This window comes from Streptomyces sp. CRCS-T-1 (assembly GCF_024442335.1).
Classification (GTDB): domain Bacteria; phylum Actinomycetota; class Actinomycetes; order Streptomycetales; family Streptomycetaceae; genus Streptomyces; species Streptomyces koelreuteriae.
Genome location: NZ_CP101651.1, coordinates 2,953,872 through 2,971,042, shown reverse-complemented (window position 1 = coordinate 2,971,042; position 17,171 = coordinate 2,953,872). Strand labels below are relative to the sequence as shown.

The window sequence follows — 17,171 nt, the reverse complement described above, 5'->3', positions numbered from 1 at the left end:
GGGCATGGTGGGGAGCGAGGTCCCGACCACCCACTGCTCGGCGGGAGGCATCGCACCATGACGCGTGAGTCGGAGTCCGGGCTGCCCATCGAGCCGGTCTACGGACCGGAGGCCCTCGCGGGCTGGGATCCGGCGGAGAAGCTGGGGGAGCCGGGGGCGTATCCCTTCACCCGGGGCGTGTACCCGTCGATGTACACGGGCCGGCCCTGGACGATGCGCCAGTACGCCGGCTTCGGTACGGCGACGGAGTCCAACGCCCGCTACCGGCAGCTCATCGCCCACGGCACGACGGGCCTGTCCGTCGCCTTCGACCTGCCCACCCAGATGGGCCACGACTCCGACGCCCCCCTCGCGCACGGCGAGGTCGGCAAGGTCGGCGTCGCCATCGACTCCCTCGACGACATGCGGGTGCTGTTCGGCGGCATCCCGCTGGACCAGGTCTCGACGTCGATGACGATCAACGCCCCCGCGGCCCTGCTGCTCCTGCTCTACCAGCTCGTCGCCGAGGAGCAGGGAATCGGCGCGGACCGGCTGACCGGCACGATCCAGAACGATGTGCTGAAGGAGTACATCGCCCGGGGCACCTACATCTTCCCGCCGAAGCCGTCGCTGCGGCTGACCGCCGACATCTTCAAGTACTGCAAGGCCGAGATCCCGAGGTGGAACACGATCTCCATCTCCGGCTACCACATGGCCGAGGCGGGCGCCTCGCCCGCGCAGGAGATCGCGTTCACCCTCGCGGACGGCGTGGAGTACGTCCGGACGGCCGTCGCGGCAGGGATGGACGTCGACGACTTCGCACCGCGCCTGTCGTTCTTCTTCGTCGCCCGTACGACGTTCCTGGAGGAGGTCGCCAAGTTCCGTGCCGCGCGCCGGATCTGGGCGCGGGTGATGAGGGAGGAGTTCGGCGCGAGGAACCCCAAGTCGCTGATGCTGCGCTTCCACACGCAGACGGCCGGGGTGCAGCTCACGGCCCAGCAGCCCGAGGTGAACCTGGTCCGGGTCGCCGTACAGGGCCTGGGCGCGGTCCTCGGCGGCACCCAGTCCCTGCACACCAACTCCTTCGACGAGGCGATCGCCCTCCCGACCGACAAGAGCTCCCGCCTGGCCCTGCGCACCCAGCAGGTCCTCGCCTACGAGACCGATGTCACGGCTACCGTCGACCCCTTCGCGGGCTCCTATGTCGTCGAGAGGATGACCGACGACGTCGAGGAAGCGGCCGTCGCGCTGATGGCCAGGGTCGAGGAACTCGGCGGCGCTGTCGGCGCCATCGAGCGCGGCTTCCAGAAGAACGAGATCGAGCGCAGCGCCTACCGGATCGCCCGGGAGACCGACTCCGGCGAGCGGGTCGTGGTCGGCGTCAACCGCTTCCGACTCGACGAGGAGGAGCCCTACGAGCCGCTGCGCGTCGACCCCGCCATCGAGGCCCGGCAGGCCGAACGCCTGGCCGCGCTCCGCGCGGAGCGCGACCAGCGGGCGGTGGACACCGCGCTGACGGCCCTGCAGAAGGCCGCCCGGGGGTCGGACAACGTCCTGTATCCGATGCGGGAGGCCCTGCGGGAGCGGGCGACCGTGGGCGAGGTGTGCGACGCGCTGCGGGAGGTGTGGGGCGCGTACGTCCCCTCGGACGTCTTCTGACGGCGGCTGTATGTCTGACGGCGGCTGTCTGTCTGACGGCGGCCGATGGCCGATGGCGGCGGCACCGGGGGAGGGGCGTTGTCAGACCCCCGTGCGACACTCCTTTGCATGTTCGGTGTCATCGATCTGCCCACCTACCTCGTGGGCCTCGTCCTGATTGTCCTGCTGCCCGGCCCCAACTCGCTGTACGTGATCTCCGTCGCCGCGCGACGCGGTACACGCACCGCGTATCGGGCCGCGGCCGGCGTGTGGTGCGGGGACGCGGTGCTGATGACGCTGTCGGCGGCCGGGGTCGCCTCGCTGCTCCAGGCGAACGCCGTGCTGTTCGGGATAGTGAAGTACGCCGGTGCCGGATATCTGGCCTGGCTGGCGGTCGGGATGCTGCGCGCCGCCTGGGGGCTGTGGCGGACCCGCCGCGAGCGGGCCGTGGACGCGGGCGCGCCCGGGGCCGCCGCCGATGAGCGGCCCTTCCGCAGGGCGCTGGTCATCAGCCTCCTCAACCCCAAGGCGATCCTGTTCTTCGTCGCCTTCTTCGTGCAGTTCGTCGACCCGGGCTACGCCTACCCGGCCGTCTCCTTCGTCGTCCTCGGCACCTTCGCCACGCTGGCCAGCGTCCTCTACCTCAGCGCGCTGATATTCGGCGGCACCCGGCTGGCCGCCGCGTTCCGCAGCCGCAAGCGGCTCGCCGCGGGCGCCACCTCGGCGGCGGGAGCCCTGTTCCTGGGCTTCGCGGTGAAGCTGTCCCTGGCGTCGAGCGCGTAGCGCGTCACCCTCACTGGCCGCACCCTTCCAGGCCTCAGCCGCGCCGGCCGAACTGGCCGAGATACTCCGCGACCCCGGTCGGCGCGTCTCCCGCCCAGCCGACGTATCCGTCGGGCCGTACGAGGAACAGCCCGGCCCCGTACGCCCCGTGCGCCGGGCCCTGGACGGTCCGCACCCCCACCCCCTCGCCGAGGGCGAGAGGCGGCACCGCCCCGCCCAGGGCCAGCAGCGTCCAGTGCGGTCCTCGGAACGCGTCGAAAAGGCGGGTCCCGTCCACGGTCCCGTCGGGTGCCCGGTCCCCGGCCCGCACCGGACCGGGGTCGGTGCGCGTCTCCCGCGTGAGCGACGACGTCCGGTAGCCGAGGCCGAGCTGCTGAGTCGCCTCGCCCCTCCGGGTCTCGCCGCGGTGCACGCTCGTGGACAGCCCGAGCATGTCGGCGGCGATGGGACGCCGCTCCTCCTCGTAGGAGTCGAGCAGGGCCGCGTCCGTGCCGTCGCGCAGCACCGCGCCCAGCTTCCAGCCCAGGTTGTAGGCGTCCTGGACGCTGGTGTTGAGGCCCTGGCCACCGGCGGGGGAGTGCACATGGGCCGCGTCGCCGGCGAGGAAGACCCGCCCGGAGCGGAAGCGGTCCGCGAGGGCCGCCCGGGGGCGGAAGTCCGAGGCCCAGCGCAGCTCGGTCACGCTCTCGGGGGCGAGGTGCGTGCGGGCGGCGACGACCTTCCGTATGCCCTCCAGGGAGAGGTCCGGTGCCGTCCCGTCCGGGAACTGCGCCACCAGCTGGAAGTCCTCCGTACCGGCCAGCGGGCAGAGCGCGAGGTAGCCGTCGCTGTCGCCGCCCGGCGGGAAGATGTGCCAGTTGTCCCGGTCCAGGCCGCTGATCCGGACGTCGGCCACCAGCGTCGGGTTGGGGTCGAGGGTCTCGCCCGCCATGCCGATGCCGAGCAGTCTGCGCACCGTCGAGCGGCCGCCGTCCGCCGCGACCGCGTACCGGGCGGTGACGGGCTCGCCCGAGGCGAATTCCGCGCGCACCCCGTCGGCGTCCTGCGTCAGGCCCACGAACTCCCGGCCGAAGGCCACCTCACCCCCGAGCCCGGTCAGCCGCGCGTACAGGATCTCCTGCGTGCGCCACTGCGGCACCATCCACGGCTCCGTGTACGGCGCGTCCTCGCTCGCCTCGGCCGGGTCGAACATCCGGTGCTCGCCCGCCCGCCTGCCGTCCTGCCAGATCATCCCCACCGGGTAGCGACCGCCCGCCGCGCGGATGGCGTCCAGCACACCCAGATCGTCGAAGACCTCCATCGTGCGCGGCTGGATGCCCTTGCCCCGCGAGCCGGGGAACAGCGCGTCCGCCCGCTCGACGACCAGCGCGTTCACACCGCGCCGCGCGAGATCGATGCCGAGCGCCAGGCCGGTCGGGCCCGCGCCCACCACCAGTACGTCAGTGTCCATGATCCACCCTCTCCTTAACGTTGTTAAGTTCCCTCGCTTCCGAGGGTGGCCTTAACGGTGTTAAGTTGTCAAGCGTGAGTACGGAACGACGTGAGCCCCTGGACCGGCGGCGGGTCGCGGACACCGCCCTGCGGCTGCTGAACGAGGTGGGACTGGACGGCCTGACCCTGCGGGCCATCGCCCGGGAGCTGGACGTGAAGGCACCCGCCCTCTACTGGCACTTCAAGGACAAGCAGGCGCTGCTCGACGAGATGGCGACGGAGATGTACCGCCGGATGGTCGCCGACGTCTCGCTCGACCCCGCCGACACCTGGCGGGAACGGCTGCTGAAGGCCAACCGGGGACTGCGTACGGCCCTGCTCGGCTACCGGGACGGCGCGAAGGTGTTCAGCGGCTCACGCTTCACCGGCATCGAGCACGCCGGGCAGATGGAGGAGAACCTGCGCCTGTTCACGGCCGCCGGTTTCACCCTCGCCCAGGCGGTCCGCGCCCTCACCACGGGCTATATGTACACGCTCGGCTTCGTCACCGAGGAGCAGGGCGTGCAGCCCCTGCCGGACGAACGCCGCGAGGGCTACGACGTCGACGAACGCGCCCGCCTGATGGCCGACTTTCCCTTGTCGGCCCAGGCGGGCGCGGAGATCTTCGAGGACTACGAACAGCACTTCGAGGAGGGACTCGCCCTCGTGATCGACGGGATCGGGGCGCGCTACGGGGTCTCATGACACCCCGCGTCAGGCACGCTTCGCGCGTGCCCGCCGTACGGCCCGGGTGACCAGGGGCGGCAGCAGGTCCTTGGCGAGCCGGCGCGCCCGGGACGGGGCCGGCCGGGCCGGTCGCGCCGCGCGGGACTCGGTCACCTCGGCGGCGGGGGCCTTGGCCGCGGCCGGAGGCGCCACATAGTGCCGGGAGACCGGGAACGGCGGCGGCTTCATGCCCCGGGACCGGGCCCGGACCAGCCGGTGCCCGGCCGCCGACTGCACGCTCAGCCCGACGTCGGAGCGCAGCCGCAGCATCTCGAGCAGCTCCTCCTGGAGCGGCTCGGGGTCGCCCCAGGTGCCGTACAGCTTCTGTGTGCTGAGGCAGATCGGGCGCAGGCCCCGGTTGAGGACGGCCTCCCAGGCGGCGACCGAGACTCCGGGGGTGTGCTCGGAGCGGAAGTCGTCCAGGACGACGATGCCCTCGGGCACCAGGATGTCGTGGGCCGCGCCGATGTCGCCGTGCACATGCTCGTACAGGTGCGAGGCGTCGACGTGGATGAAGCGGCAGCTCGCAGGGGACACCTTCTCGGGCACCACGGAGCTGGGGGCGGCGATCACCGTGGGCAGCTCGTCGTGGAAGGAGAGATAGTTCCGCTCGAAGGTCTGCCGGGTCAGCGAGGCGTAGGACTTCGCCGACTCCGCCTGGTTGGCCCCGTCGGGGGCGTCGCCCTCGAACAGGTCGCAGACCGTGAACTTCTCGCCGTTCTGGAGGTGTTGGCCGAGCAGGATCGCGCTCTTGCCCATGTAGACGCCGAGTTCCAGCAGGTCACCCTTTATGCCCTGCTTCTGCTGCCCCTCCAGGAACCAGGTGAACAGCATCTGGTCCAGCGGGGGGAACCAGCCCGGAACATCCGTGAGTTCGCCGGGGTGCTTGTCGGTCGCTTGTGCGTTGGTCATGAGACGAGCCTTCTCTCTGAGCGTTGCCCGAACCGACGGTCGGTTGAACGTCCCGTGAACAGCTCAGCGATCCTTCGCCAGTACTGCCCGCAACCGTGGCGTCAGGGGCTTCTCCACATACTGGTTCAGCAGCCACGCCAGCAGCAGCATTGAGGCCGCGGTCAGCGCGAATGTCGCCCCGGATGGCAGGCCCAGGCCGCTGTGCAGCGCGTGGATCACCACCCAGCCGAGGTGTTCGTGGACGAGGTAGAACGGATACGTCAGCGCCCCCGCCACCGTCAGCCAGCCCCAGTTGGCCCAGCGCAGCCAGCCCAGGGCGATCGCGGCGACCGCCAGGAAGCCGAAGGTCACGACGAGGACGATGCCGGTCGAGGAGCGGTAGGAGAAACCGTCCTCACCGGCCGCGTGCCACAGGCTCTGCACCGCGTAGTGCTGCCCGATCAGCCAGCTGACGGCGACGATGCCCCACGCGTAGGCGTCCCGCCGGTCGAGGTGGACGAGGTAGAGGCCGACACCGCCGATGAAGTACGGGGCGTACTCCGGCATCAGGACGATGTCGAGCAGCGGCATGTTCGCGTTGTCCGCGATCACCGCCGCCAGCATCCAGCCCGCGCAGAACATGATCACCCGGCGGCGGCTCGCCCCCGGGAGCACCACGCACAGCGCGAACAGGGCGTAGAAGCGGACCTCCGCCCACAGCGTCCAGCACACCCCGAGCACCCGGTCCACGCCCAGCGGCATCTGCAGCATGGTCATATTGACCAGCGCGTCACTCGGCGACACCGCCTTGTAGGCCACCACCGGCAGGGCGAAGACCAGGGTCACTATCGCGACCGCCACCCAGTAGGCGGGCAGCAACCGGGAAGCGCGGGAGGCGAAGAACGACTTCAGGGGACGGCCCCAGCCGCTCATGCAGATCACGAACCCGCTGATCACGAAGAACACCTGGACGCCGAGGCAGCCGTAGGCGAAGAACTCGTGCAGCGTGGGGAACTGGACCTTGGGCGAGCTGCCCCAGGCCTCGCCGACCTCACCGTCGCGGCCGCCGTAGTGGTACGCCGCCACCATCAGCGCGGCCACCAGTCGCAGGCCGTCCAGGGCGCGCAGCCGGCCGCCGGGGCCCTTCTTGCGCCGCGGGGCGGTCGTGGCTCCCGGTGGTTCGACCAGCACGCTGACTTCGGGCCGGGGCTTGTGGGTGCTGACGACCGTATCGGTCACGCTGGAACCTCTGTAGCTCGTATGTCCTTCACCTGAGCCGCCTGTGGGCGGGCAGGGCGCCGCCTGTCACCCTAGGGCGGGAATTGACGCTTAAACGTTCGACGGAAACAGGCTTCGCCTTCCTGTTTCCAGGGATTCATCTGGATGTCGGAAACCAGTGGCGAAAACGCGGAGGCGCCGGTCCGCCTCTGTGGGGGACCGACGCCTTTGCGGTGCTCGGCATACGTTTTCAGCGGCGTACCGCCTTGCGCAGTGCCCTGGCCCGCCGGACCACCCGGCGTGCGGTGGAATTGCGCGGCAGGAATGCCAGCCGCTGCGGAATACCGCCGGGCAGGCCGAGCGAGGTGAGACGGCGCTTCTTGAAGTAGCGCCGGGTGCGCGGACCGAGATACCGGGCGAGGAACCGCTCCGCCTGCGGGCGCAGCTCCGGGTAGATCTGCGGCTGCATGGTGAACCCGACGGCGGTGACCAGACCGGACAGCCGTTCGGCCGGCAGGACGTCGCCGTCCTGGCCACCGTCCAGGTCGGGCAGCAGCGCGTCCGCGAGCGTGGTGGGGATCCGGTTGCTGTTCTGGTACGGCGTCAGCCGCTCCAGCAGCAGCTCGGTGCCGATGCGCGCGACCGGCAGGTCGTAGAGCGCCGAGGCCGTGAACAGCGCCGTCGAGAAGCAGCCGACGACCAGCGCGGGCCGGGCCCGGTCGAAGAGCACCTCGGCGAGGACGGGCGTGTCCAGCACGGTGAGGTCCACGCCGAGCTTCTCGGCCTCGGTCTCCAGGGCGCGGCTGTAACGGGCCGGCGCGGTCGGGTGCGGCTTGAAGACGACCGTGCGGTGCCCCTGGGCGACCGCGCCGCGCATCATCCGCATATGCAGGTCTTCCTCTTCCTCCGGGGAGAGGATGTTCAGCGCCGACAGGTACTGGCCGAGCAGCAGTGCCGCGTCACCGGGCACGTCGGGCAGCTCGGGGACGGTCTCGGTGACCTCGCCCAGCACCTTCAGGAACGCGGGCGACGGCACCAGATGCGCCGGCACCTCGAACTCGGTCAGCAGCATCGGCGTGAGCCCCGGCACCAGATCGAGGTGCAGCAGCCGCCGCACCCGCGTGCCGACCAGCGGGTCCAGCTTGTTGCGCGTGGGGCCGTAGCTCATCAGCCCGTCGGCGTAGACGTCGATGGGGGCGTCGGTGAACAACTGGGCCACCGTGAGCGCGGGCGCTACCTGGATGGACTCCAGCACCAGGCTCACGCGGTCGTCGCCGAGGCCCCACAGCATCCGCAGATACCGCTCGAACAGCGGGATGTCGTCGGAGCGCGGCGTCCAGGCCCCGGGGTGGAAGGGGCGGATCGCCTCGTTCCAGGACAGCACCTCGTCGAAGTGCTCGCGCAGCGGCGCGAAGCCCGGCATCTCGTCCAGGGCCGGGGTGGTCTCCGGGGTCGCGGAGTTGTTGAACACCAGCAGCACCCGGCGGTCCGGCTCCTCGAAGAGGTCCGAGTCGATCGCGGCGGCCAGGGTGGCGACGCCGTACAGCGTCGAGGCGCAGAAGATCTGAGTGGTCCCGGGCATCAGGCGGCCGCCTCCGTGGTGGTAGCCCGGCGCCGCAGGCGCCGCAGCCTGGACGAGCGGTCCATGTCCATCGCCTCCAGTGCGTCACCGAGCGCGTCCTGCGGCATGCGCTTGATGGCCGCCGCGCTCATCGACCGCAGCTGCCTCGCCACGGCCGGTTCGAACCTGTCTTCGTTGGAGAGGTGGTGCGCGATGATCGCGCAGTAGGTCCGCACCGCCTTGGGCAGCAGCCGGTCCGCCTCCCGGTCCGCGGCGGTCTCCTCGATCACCTGGTCGAAGGCCCGGATGAAGTCGAGCTGGCGGACATCACCGATCTGGGTCAGCGACGAGGCCACCCCGCGCCGGTAGAACACACCGAGCAGGCTCACCACGGCGAACGACTCCGCCTCCCGGTGCAGCTTCCAGATCCACGGCCGGTCCTCGGCCGTGCGCAGACCATGGGTGAAGTGGAGCACGCCCTGGTCGAGGAGGCGGCGGTGGTAGGCGCCGGCCCAGGCGTAGGCGTAGTCCACCGACGTCGAGCGGTGGGCGGGCAGGATGGCGTCGCGCGGGCTGAACACCTCCCAGCGGCGGCCGACGGGCACCCGGCTGACGGAACGGGCGCGCGCGGTGGCCTGCACATGGTCGGTGCGCACGAAGTCGCATCCCAACTCATCCATGGCGGACACCAGTTCGGTGAAGTAGCCGGGGGCCAGCCAGTCGTCGCCGTCCAGGAACGTCAGGTACTCGCCCTGGGCAGCGTCCAGGCCGGTGTTCCGGGCGGTGGCGAGCCCGCCGTTCTCCTCATGGCGGATGTAGCGCACCTGGGCGACGTCCGACAGTTCCTCGGCCGCTCGCTCGAGAATGGCCGGGGTTTCATCCTTCGAATGGTCGTCCACCAGGATGAACTCGAAATCACGGTCGGCGTTCAACCGAAGGCTTCTGAGGGTGTCCGGGGCATATTGCTGCACGTTGTAGAACGGCACGATCACGGAAAGCTTAGGCACCTGCAAAACGTTAGGAGCCCGCCCGGCAGCGCAACTTTCCGGTGAACGTACACCGGGTGAACTCAATGTGTCAGAACGGTGCACCACGTGTACTTCCGGCCTTCCAGCGGGCCAGTTCGGCTCTCGGTGGGGTGTTGTTAACTTTTCGTTGAGTCGCGGTTCCGCCGTACCTCGGATTCGCTTCCTAGCGTCATCGACGTGCCAGCAAGTACACCGAAGCGCCCGCGAATCGCCGTCCTCGCGGACTCAGACACCCGATGGAAATGGGGTGCGCTGACCGCGGACCGCATCGCCCCGGGCCCGTCCATGGAAGCCGGACCGCGCGAGGGCGCGCAAGTCCGCCCGGTCCTCGACGGCTACCTGCTGCGCGGCCGGGCGACGCCCACCCCGCGCCAGCTGGAGGAAGTGGGCGTGCGCGCCGACTCGCTGCGGGAGGTCACCGCCGTCGAGTTCCTGCGCGCCATGGAGGAGGAGTCGTACGACCTCCTGGTCCTGGCCCTCGTCGGCGGCGGGGTACAGGCGATGCTGCACGGCCTGGCGCGCGTCTGGCAGGACCGCACCGAGCGGCCCGTCGTCGTCACCGGCTACGTCGGTGTCGTCTACGAGAAGCTCGCCGACGGCCTGCTGCTGCGGCACGGCGCGGACCTCGTCCTCGCCAACTCCCGACAGGACGCGGACCGCTTCCGGGCCGTCTACGAAGGGGTCGGCGCCGACGCCTCGGCCGTGACCGAGGTGGCCCTGCCCTTCCTCGGCGGTGCGGCCTACGAAGGTGAGCACGAGCCCTACACGGTCGTCTTCGCCGCCCAGCCCTCCGTCCCGGACAGCCGCAAGGACCGTACGTACCTGCTGAGCCGCCTGGTGCAGCACGCCCGCCGGCACCCCGAGCGCGAGGTGCTGCTGAAGCTGCGCTCCAAGCCGGGCGAGCACACCACCCACATCGAGGAACTGCCGTACCAGAAGCTGGTGCAGCGCCTCGATCCGCCGGACAACTTCCGCCTCGTCTACGGAAACATGGGCGAGGTCCTCGACCGCACCGACCTGCTGGTCACGGTCAGCTCCACGGCCGCCCTGGAGTCGCTGCACCGCCGCGTCCCGACCGTCGTCCTGACCGACCTCGGCATCCGCGAGTCGCTCGGCAACCACCACTTCGTGGGCTCCGGCTGCCTCGCCTCCTGGGACCAGCTGGACGCCGGGCACCGGCCCACGCCCGACGAGGAGTGGGTCGCCCGGCAGGGCGTCGCAGCGGACGGCTCGTACGAGTCCGCCTTCGACGCGGCCCGCGAACGCATCGCCAAGCTCCTCGGCCGGCCCGGCGGCCTGCCCCCGCTGGCCCCGTACTACACACCCGTCACCGCGCCCGGCTATCTGCCCGGGATCCTCGCCCGCCACCACCTCGGCCCGGACGGCACCCCGCTGCCCGGCGCGCCCGCCGCCGACAAGGACCCCGGAGCGGTCCGGCAGATCGTGCGCCGGGCGGCGCGCGGCGCCTACCGGCACGGCGTGCAGCGCGTGGCGCCCGTCATCCGGCGGATGGGCGAGCTGTGAGCCGCCCCGAGTCCCCTGCCCAAGGAGTAGTCCCCATGTCACAACCGGAAGCGGGCCAAGGCGCCTCGGTGCGCCGCGTGCTCGCGGTGATCCCCGCGCGCGGCGGCTCCAAGGGCGTGCCCGCGAAGAACCTCCTGCCCGTCGGCGGCGTCCCGCTGGTGGCGCGTGCGGTGCGCGAGTGCCGCGCCGCCCGGCTGGTGACGGACGTCGTGGTCTCCACCGACGACCAGGCCATCGCGGCCGCCGCCCGCGAGGCGGGTGCCGAGGTCGTGCTGCGGCCCGCCGCCATCGCCGGCGACACCGCCACCTCCGAGGCCGCCGTCCTGCACGCCGTGGACGCCCACGAGGCCCTGCACGGCGCGGTCGTGGACGTGGTGCTGCTGGTGCAGTGCACCAGCCCGTTCATCACCCGCGAGGACGTCGACGGCGTCGCCGAGGCCATCGTCGAGAACGGCGCCGACACGGCCCTCACCGTGGCACCGTTCCACGGCTTCGTATGGCGCGACGCGGACGACGAGGTGGCGGCCGGCACCGTCACGGAGGCCGACGCGGCCACCGGCGGCGGCTACGGCGTCAACCACGACAAGTCCTTCCGCCCGCGCCGCCAGGACCGCCCCCAGGACCTGCTGGAGACCGGCGCCGCCTACGGCATGGAGGCGGTCGGCTTCCGCAAGCACCAGCACCGCTTCTTCGGCCGCACCGAACTGGTGCGCACCGACCCCGCGCGCGTGCTGGAGATCGACGACCCGCACGACCTCGCCCGCGCCCGGGCCCTCGCCCCGCTCTTCGACGCGGACCGGCCCGGCGCGCTCCCGACCGCCGACGACATCGACGCGGTCGTCCTCGACTTCGACGGCACCCAGACCGACGACCGGGTGCTCGTCGACTCCGACGGACGGGAGTTCGTCTCCGTGCACCGCGGAGACGGACTCGGCATCGCGGCCCTCCGCAGGAGCGGCCTGAAGATGCTGATCCTGTCCACGGAACAGAACCCTGTGGTCGCCGCCCGGGCCCGGAAGCTCAAGCTCCCGGTGCTGCACGGCATCGACCGCAAGGACCTCGCACTGAAGCAGTGGTGCGAGGAGCAGGGCATCGCGCCGGAGCGCGTGCTCTACGTCGGCAACGACGTCAATGACCTCCCGTGCTTCGCCCTCGCGGGCTGGCCCGTGGCGGTCGCGAGCGCCCACGACGTCGTGCGCGGCGCCGCACGCGCGGTCACCACCGTCCCCGGTGGCGACGGCGCGATCCGAGAGATCGCCAGCTGGATCCTCGGCCCCTCTCTCGATTCCCTCACCAAGTAAGGACATCTGCGCCATGAGCAACAACTCCCGCATCCGCAAGTTCGGTACTCGCGAGGCCGGCCCGGGCCGCCCCGTCTACGTCACCGGCGAGATCGGCATCAACCACAACGGCGACATCGAGAACGCGTTCAAGCTGATCGACGCCGCCGCCGAGGCCGGCTGCGACGCGGTCAAGTTCCAGAAGCGCACGCCGGAGATCTGCACCCCGCGCGACCAGTGGGACATCGAGCGCGACACCCCCTGGGGCCGGATGACCTACATCGACTACCGCCACCGCGTCGAGTTCGGCGAGGACGAGTACGGCCAGATCGACGCCTACTGCAAGAAGCGCGGCATCGACTGGTTCGCCTCCCCGTGGGACACCGAGGCCGTCGCCTTCCTGGAGAAGTTCGACGTCCCCGCCCACAAGGTCGCCTCGGCCTCCCTCACCGACGACGAGCTGCTGCGCGCCCTGCGCGCCACCGGCCGTACGGTCATCCTCTCCACGGGCATGTCCACCCCGAAGCAGATCCGCCACGCGGTCGAGGTCCTGGGCAGCGAGAACATCCTCATGTGCCACGCCACCTCGACCTACCCGGCGCAGGCCGAGGAGCTCAACCTCCGCGTCATCAACACCCTGCAGCAGGAGTACCCGAACGTCCCGATCGGCTACTCCGGCCACGAGACCGGTCTGCAGACCACCCTCGCCGCGGTCGCCCTGGGCGCCACCTTCGTCGAGCGTCACATCACCCTCGACCGCGCCATGTGGGGCTCGGACCAGGCCGCGTCCGTGGAGCCGCAGGGCCTCACGCGCCTCGTCCGCGACATCCGCACCATCGAGGCCTCCCTCGGTGACGGCGTGAAGAAGGTCTACGACTCCGAGCTGGCCCCGATGAAGAAGCTGCGCCGCGTCGCCGGTGTGGTCGCCGAGGCGGAGATCGCCGACGCGGCGGGCGAGCCGGTCGGCGTCTGAGCGCACAACTCCCCACACCCCCCTTACGACGGGACGGTCGTACGTCGATGAGCCCCCGCGCCGGGAACGCCGGCCCCCACACTCTCGCGTTCGTCGAGAGTCCGGTACAGCTGCTGAACGTGCTGGAGTGGGCGCACGCGCATGCGCCCGGCGTGGGGCTCACCCTCGTGGTGCTGTCACCCGTCGACCCGATGACACGCGGCCAGTTGCGGCGGATGTCCGACCTGGCCCGTGACGAGGGGCACGAGGTCCGCTGGGAGGAGGCGCGCGGCGGCCCGCTGGCGCCCTTCCAGACCATCGGCGGCCTGACGGGCATACTCCGCAAGGCCCGCCGGATCGTCCTGGGGGACCCCTTCTCCCGCTACGTTCAGCTCCTGCTGACCATCACCCGCGCCCGTGACCTGGTCGTCGTCGACGACGGTACGGCGACGATGGAGTTCGTGGGCCAGCTCGCCCGGGGCGAGCGACTGGTGCGCTGGCACCGCAAGGGCGGCCGCCCCGGCCCCCGCGACCTGATCTTCGCGCCGGTGTCCTCCTCGGCCCGCCGCCGCCTCACCCCCGGGGGCAGTCGCCGGGTGGAGATCTTCTCCTCCATGCCGATGGAGGAGACCCCCGAGGGCGTCACGATCAGCGCCAACGACTTCGCCTGGACCCGGGCCCGCTTCGGCCCGCCGCGCATCACCAAGGGCGCCGACATGGTGGGCACGTCCCTGGTCGAGACGGGCGTCGTCGACGACGACCGCTACCTGGAAGCCGTCCGCGCCCTGGCCGCCGCCCACGGCGCCACCCGCTACTTCGCCCACCGCCGCGAGAGCCCGACCAAGCTCCGTCGCCTCGCGCTCGAGACGGGCCTGGAGATCGTCCGCCCCGAACTCCCCCTGGAACTGATCGCCCGCCGCGGCCCCATCGGCCGCACGATCCTCAGCTTTCCCTCCACCGTCGTCCACACCCTCCCCCTGGCCCTCTCCGGCACCGAGGTCCGCGTAGCGGTCTGCGACATCGACCCCACCTGGCTGACCGAAACGGCCTCCCCCCGAGCCCAGGGCTTCCTCTCGGGCGTGACGGGAACAGCACGGGACGTACACCGGCTGTCCCCGGGCGGTTCCGGAGGCCAGGAGGCTTCGGAGAACCCGCCGAGCCCGCCGAGCCCGGGAAGCATCCCGGGCCCGGCGACGATGACCGGCCCGGGCAGTGTCACGGGCCCGACGAGTTCGGCGACCATGACCGGCTCGGCCGGCGCGGGCAGTATCCCGGGCCCGACAGCCAGGGCGACCGTGTCCGGCCCCACGGGCACGGTGGGCCCGGCAAGCAGGCCGGGCCCGGGCCCTGCGGACGCCGCAGGCGCGGTGGCGGCCGGCTGAGACCGTGCGGGGCCTCTACGGCAGGAGGCCGGGGGAGCCAGGCGCCCTCGCGTTCCCGGTCTGCCGACCAGGCCTGCGGGATCGGCAGGGCCGGGCGGCGAGGGCCTCCGGTCTGACACGGGAGGCCTGTGGGACCGAGCGGGCCAGGCGGCGAGGGCCTCCGGTCCTGCGGCGGGTTCACGCCCCGACCAGGGCTGACCCACGCTCCGAGTGGGCGGACCGTTCCGCCGATCGGCGCCGCCCGAAGCCGCTCCACCGGCCTGGCCGAGGCAGGCTCACGCTCCGAGTGAGCCGACCGTTCCCCCGAACGGCGCCCACCGAAGCCCCTCGATGAGCCCGACCGAGCCACACCCACGCTCCGCCTGCGCTGACGCCCGTACGCGACCGGTACGGATCCACGCCCCGGCCAACGCGGACCGGCGCACGCCGAAGCGAAGCCGCGTGCCCTCAGGCCCGGCCCCCGACCGGCTCACTCCCGCACAGAGCCCGGCCTGTACGCCAGCAGAAACGCGCGGGGCAGCTTCTCCTCGCCCTCCGGCTCCCGGAACACGCGGGCGTGCACGCGCAGGCCCGCCTCCCTGAGGGCGGTCGTGACCGACTCCGGGGTGCGCCAGTAGTAGTCGAGGGAGATCGGGCTGCCGAAGCGCTCGGTGAGACGCTGATGCCCGTCCTCGGCGCCGGACTGGAAGCCGAGCAGGACCGGCGCGCCCGGCAGCAGCACGCGGTGGAACTCGGCGAAGACCGAGGGCAGATGATCGTCCGGCACATGGATGATCGAGTAGAGCGCGACGATCCCGCCGAGCGTCTCGTCCGGCAGGTCGAGGGCCGTCATCGAACCGACGTGGAACCGCAGCCCCGGGTGCGCCCGACGGGCCAGGGCCACCATGCGGGGCGAGACGTCGATGCCGAACACCGGCAGCCCGAGCCCGTGCAGCCGCGCCGCGACGTACCCGGGGCCACTGCCGATGTCCGCGACCGGGGGCCGCACCGCCGCCCCGGGCGCTCCTGCCGTGCCGGGCGCCCGGACCAGGTCCACGAAGGCCGTGAGCAGCGCCCGCTCCAGCGGTCTCCCGGCCAGGCTGTCGGGGAGCCCGGCGGCATAGGCCTCGGCGATGGCGTCGTACGAGGTCTGGGTGGCTGTGAGGAACTCCGGGCTGTCGGCGCGCACGGGCCGCACACTATCGGGGCCCTGTGGCAGTGAGATGAACAAGACAGTGTTCCCCGCGCGGGGCGTGGTATCCGTGGAGAGGATGGATGGGTACCGGAGTCCCGACCGAGGTGTGTCCGACGTCACACTCCGGGGATGCGGTGACCGGCTCAGCCCAAAAGGCGGGCGAGTTTACCCATCTCACTTGATAGCTATACGTCCGGCGGTCATATTTTCTTCCCCTAACGGGTTGAAAATTTGTTGATCGAGGGTCAGCCGACCGCCTTGGCGCCCTACCCTTCAGAGGGTGAAGCAATTGATGTCACTGGAGTCCGAGGTCGATCTTCCCGGCGAAGCCGTACTTCCCGGCGCACTGCCCGACGCCCTGCGCGCAGAGCTCATCGCGTTCCGGCGCGACATGCACATGCACCCGGAGCTGGGCAACCAGGAGTTCCGCACGACCGCCGCGATCAAGGAGCGGCTCGAGCGGGCCGGCCTCAAACCGCGCGTCCTCGCCGTCGGAACCGGACTCGTCTGTGACATCGGCGTAGAGGGCGAGCAGTGGGACGGCGGCCCCAGCATGCTCGCGCTGCGGGCCGACATCGACGGCCTGCCCATCCCGGACACCAAGGCCGACTGCCCGTACCGCTCGACCGTGCCCGACCGCGCCCACGCCTGCGGCCACGACGTGCACACCACCGTCGTCCTCGGCGCCGGCCTGGTCCTCGCCGAACTGCACAAGCAGGGCCTGCTGCCCCGCCCCGTCCGGCTGATCTTCCAGCCCGCCGAGGAGGTCCTGCCCGGCGGCGCCGCCGATGTCATCAAGTGCGGTGCGCTGGAGGGGGTCGGCGCGATCATCGCCGTGCACTGCGACCCCCGGGTGGACGCGGGGTACGTCGGACTCCGCGAGGGTCCCATCACCTCCGCCTGCGACCGGCTGGAGATCTCCCTCGACGGCCCGGGCGGTCACACCGCACGCCCCCACCTCACGACCGACCTGGTCACCGCGGCGGCCCGCGTCGTCACCGACGTACCCGCCCTGGTCGGCCGCCGCTTCGACAGTCGCAGCGGACTCGCCATCACCTGGGGCCGCGTCGAGTCGGGCCACGCGCCGAACGTGATCCCGCAGCACGCCGAACTCTCCGGCACGGTGCGCTGCCTCGACATCGAGGCCTGGCGGCAGGCCCCCGACGTCGTGGTCGCGGCGATCGACGAGATCGCCAATCTGCACCGCGCCAAGTCGGAGATCAACTACGTGCGCGGCGTACCGCCCGTCGTCAACGAACCCGGCGTGACCGAGCTGCTGCGCGACGCCATGATCGCCCGCCGCGGGGTCGACTCCGTCCTGGGCACCGAGCAGAGCCTCGGCGGCGAGGACTTCTCCTGGTACCTGGAACACGTCCCCGGCGCCATGGCGCGCCTCGGCGTCCGCACCCCGGGCGAACGCCACGTCCGCGACCTCCACCAGGGCGACTTCGACGTGGACGAGTCGGCGATCACCGTAGGCGTGGAACTCTTCACGGCGGCGGCCCTGGTGAACGGCCTGCGTTAGGGCGGCCCCTGACCTGCGAAAAGGAATCCGGCCGGGGATG

At 71.4% G+C, this 17,171-nt stretch carries 13 protein-coding genes and 1 pseudogene; 8 read left to right on the top strand and 6 right to left on the bottom strand.

Going from position 1 to position 17,171, the window contains the following annotated elements; genetic code table 11:
• Positions 1-57 precede the first annotated feature (57 nt).
• Entirely contained in the window at positions 58-1,638 is a 1,581-nt protein-coding gene (locus tag NNW99_RS13065; RefSeq protein WP_215119116.1) for a methylmalonyl-CoA mutase, read from the top strand.
• A gap of 108 nt (positions 1,639-1,746) precedes the next feature.
• On the top strand, positions 1,747-2,400 hold the full coding sequence (gene leuE / locus NNW99_RS13060; protein ID WP_215119114.1) for a leucine efflux protein LeuE: 654 nt from the start codon (positions 1,747-1,749) through the stop codon (positions 2,398-2,400).
• A gap of 34 nt (positions 2,401-2,434) precedes the next feature.
• Here leuE and NNW99_RS13055 read toward each other — a convergent pair whose 3' ends face one another.
• The gene (locus tag NNW99_RS13055) at positions 2,435-3,850 is read right to left on the bottom strand and encodes an FAD-dependent oxidoreductase (protein ID WP_215119112.1); all 1,416 of its coding nucleotides are present in this window, start codon (positions 3,848-3,850) and stop codon (positions 2,435-2,437) included.
• 74 nt (positions 3,851-3,924) lie between these two features.
• Here NNW99_RS13055 and NNW99_RS13050 point away from each other — a divergent pair, with 74 nt between their 5' ends.
• A complete protein-coding gene (locus NNW99_RS13050) occupies positions 3,925-4,575 on the top strand; it encodes a TetR/AcrR family transcriptional regulator C-terminal domain-containing protein (protein ID WP_215119111.1) in 651 nt (216 codons plus the stop codon).
• A 9-nt stretch (positions 4,576-4,584) separates the two neighbouring features.
• Here the strand turns inward: NNW99_RS13050 and NNW99_RS13045 are convergent, their stop codons facing one another.
• The 4 genes from NNW99_RS13045 to NNW99_RS13030 form a co-directional block, all read right to left on the bottom strand.
• The gene (locus tag NNW99_RS13045) at positions 4,585-5,508 is read right to left on the bottom strand and encodes a class I SAM-dependent methyltransferase (RefSeq protein ID WP_215119110.1); all 924 of its coding nucleotides are present in this window, start codon (positions 5,506-5,508) and stop codon (positions 4,585-4,587) included.
• 63 nt (positions 5,509-5,571) lie between these two features.
• Positions 5,572-6,726 (bottom strand): acyltransferase, encoded by a 1,155-nt coding sequence (locus tag NNW99_RS13040; RefSeq protein ID WP_215119109.1) that lies wholly within the window; start codon positions 6,724-6,726, stop codon positions 5,572-5,574.
• 229 nt (positions 6,727-6,955) lie between these two features.
• Positions 6,956-8,287 carry an alpha-2,8-polysialyltransferase family protein gene (locus NNW99_RS13035; RefSeq protein WP_215119108.1) on the bottom strand — a complete coding sequence of 444 codons (1,332 nt, stop codon included), beginning with the start codon at positions 8,285-8,287 and terminating at the stop codon, positions 6,956-6,958.
• On the bottom strand, positions 8,287-9,273 hold the full coding sequence (locus NNW99_RS13030; protein WP_215119107.1) for a glycosyltransferase family 2 protein: 987 nt from the start codon (positions 9,271-9,273) through the stop codon (positions 8,287-8,289). Before NNW99_RS13030 ends, NNW99_RS13035 begins: the two co-directional genes overlap by 1 nt.
• Before the next feature lie 198 nt (positions 9,274-9,471).
• Here NNW99_RS13030 and NNW99_RS13025 point away from each other — a divergent pair, with 198 nt between their 5' ends.
• From NNW99_RS13025 to NNW99_RS13010, 4 genes and pseudogenes are all read left to right on the top strand, one after another.
• Positions 9,472-10,818, top strand: coding sequence for a DUF6716 putative glycosyltransferase (locus tag NNW99_RS13025; RefSeq protein WP_215119105.1), 1,347 nt, complete (start codon positions 9,472-9,474; stop codon positions 10,816-10,818).
• A 35-nt stretch (positions 10,819-10,853) separates the two neighbouring features.
• A complete protein-coding gene (locus NNW99_RS13020) occupies positions 10,854-12,119 on the top strand; it encodes an N-acylneuraminate cytidylyltransferase (RefSeq protein ID WP_215119103.1) in 1,266 nt (421 codons plus the stop codon).
• A gap of 13 nt (positions 12,120-12,132) precedes the next feature.
• Positions 12,133-13,071, top strand: coding sequence for an N-acetylneuraminate synthase family protein (locus tag NNW99_RS13015; RefSeq protein ID WP_215119101.1), 939 nt, complete (start codon positions 12,133-12,135; stop codon positions 13,069-13,071).
• 47 nt (positions 13,072-13,118) lie between these two features.
• Positions 13,119-14,165 (top strand): annotated as a pseudogene (locus tag NNW99_RS13010) (hypothetical protein); the annotation flags it as partial.
• A 736-nt stretch (positions 14,166-14,901) separates the two neighbouring features.
• Here the strand turns inward: NNW99_RS13010 and NNW99_RS13005 are convergent.
• Positions 14,902-15,600, bottom strand: a complete 699-nt coding sequence (locus tag NNW99_RS13005; protein WP_215119097.1) for a class I SAM-dependent methyltransferase — start codon at positions 15,598-15,600, stop codon at positions 14,902-14,904.
• Between the two features lie 298 nt (positions 15,601-15,898).
• Between NNW99_RS13005 and NNW99_RS13000 the strand changes: the two genes are divergently transcribed.
• Complete coding sequence (locus NNW99_RS13000) at positions 15,899-17,131, top strand: M20 family metallopeptidase (protein ID WP_215124251.1); 1,233 nt, start codon at positions 15,899-15,901, stop codon at positions 17,129-17,131.
• The last annotated feature ends 40 nt before the right edge of the window (positions 17,132-17,171 follow it).

What these genes read in the sequence shown, in the direction of transcription:
- NNW99_RS13065 (WP_215119116.1), top strand. Translation starts at nt 58, where the DNA reads ATGACGCGTGAGTCGGAGTCCGGGCTGCCCATCGAGCCGGTCTACGGA.
- leuE (WP_215119114.1), top strand. Translation starts at nt 1,747, where the DNA reads ATGTTCGGTGTCATCGATCTGCCCACCTACCTCGTGGGCCTCGTCCTG.
- NNW99_RS13055 (WP_215119112.1), bottom strand. Translation starts at nt 3,850, where the DNA reads ATGGACACTGACGTACTGGTGGTGGGCGCGGGCCCGACCGGCCTGGCG.
- NNW99_RS13045 (WP_215119110.1), bottom strand. Translation starts at nt 5,508, where the DNA reads ATGACCAACGCACAAGCGACCGACAAGCACCCCGGCGAACTCACGGAT.
- NNW99_RS13035 (WP_215119108.1), bottom strand. Translation starts at nt 8,287, where the DNA reads ATGCCCGGGACCACTCAGATCTTCTGCGCCTCGACGCTGTACGGCGTC.
- NNW99_RS13020 (WP_215119103.1), top strand. Translation starts at nt 10,854, where the DNA reads ATGTCACAACCGGAAGCGGGCCAAGGCGCCTCGGTGCGCCGCGTGCTC.
- NNW99_RS13015 (WP_215119101.1), top strand. Translation starts at nt 12,133, where the DNA reads ATGAGCAACAACTCCCGCATCCGCAAGTTCGGTACTCGCGAGGCCGGC.
- NNW99_RS13000 (WP_215124251.1), top strand. Translation starts at nt 15,899, where the DNA reads ATGTCACTGGAGTCCGAGGTCGATCTTCCCGGCGAAGCCGTACTTCCC.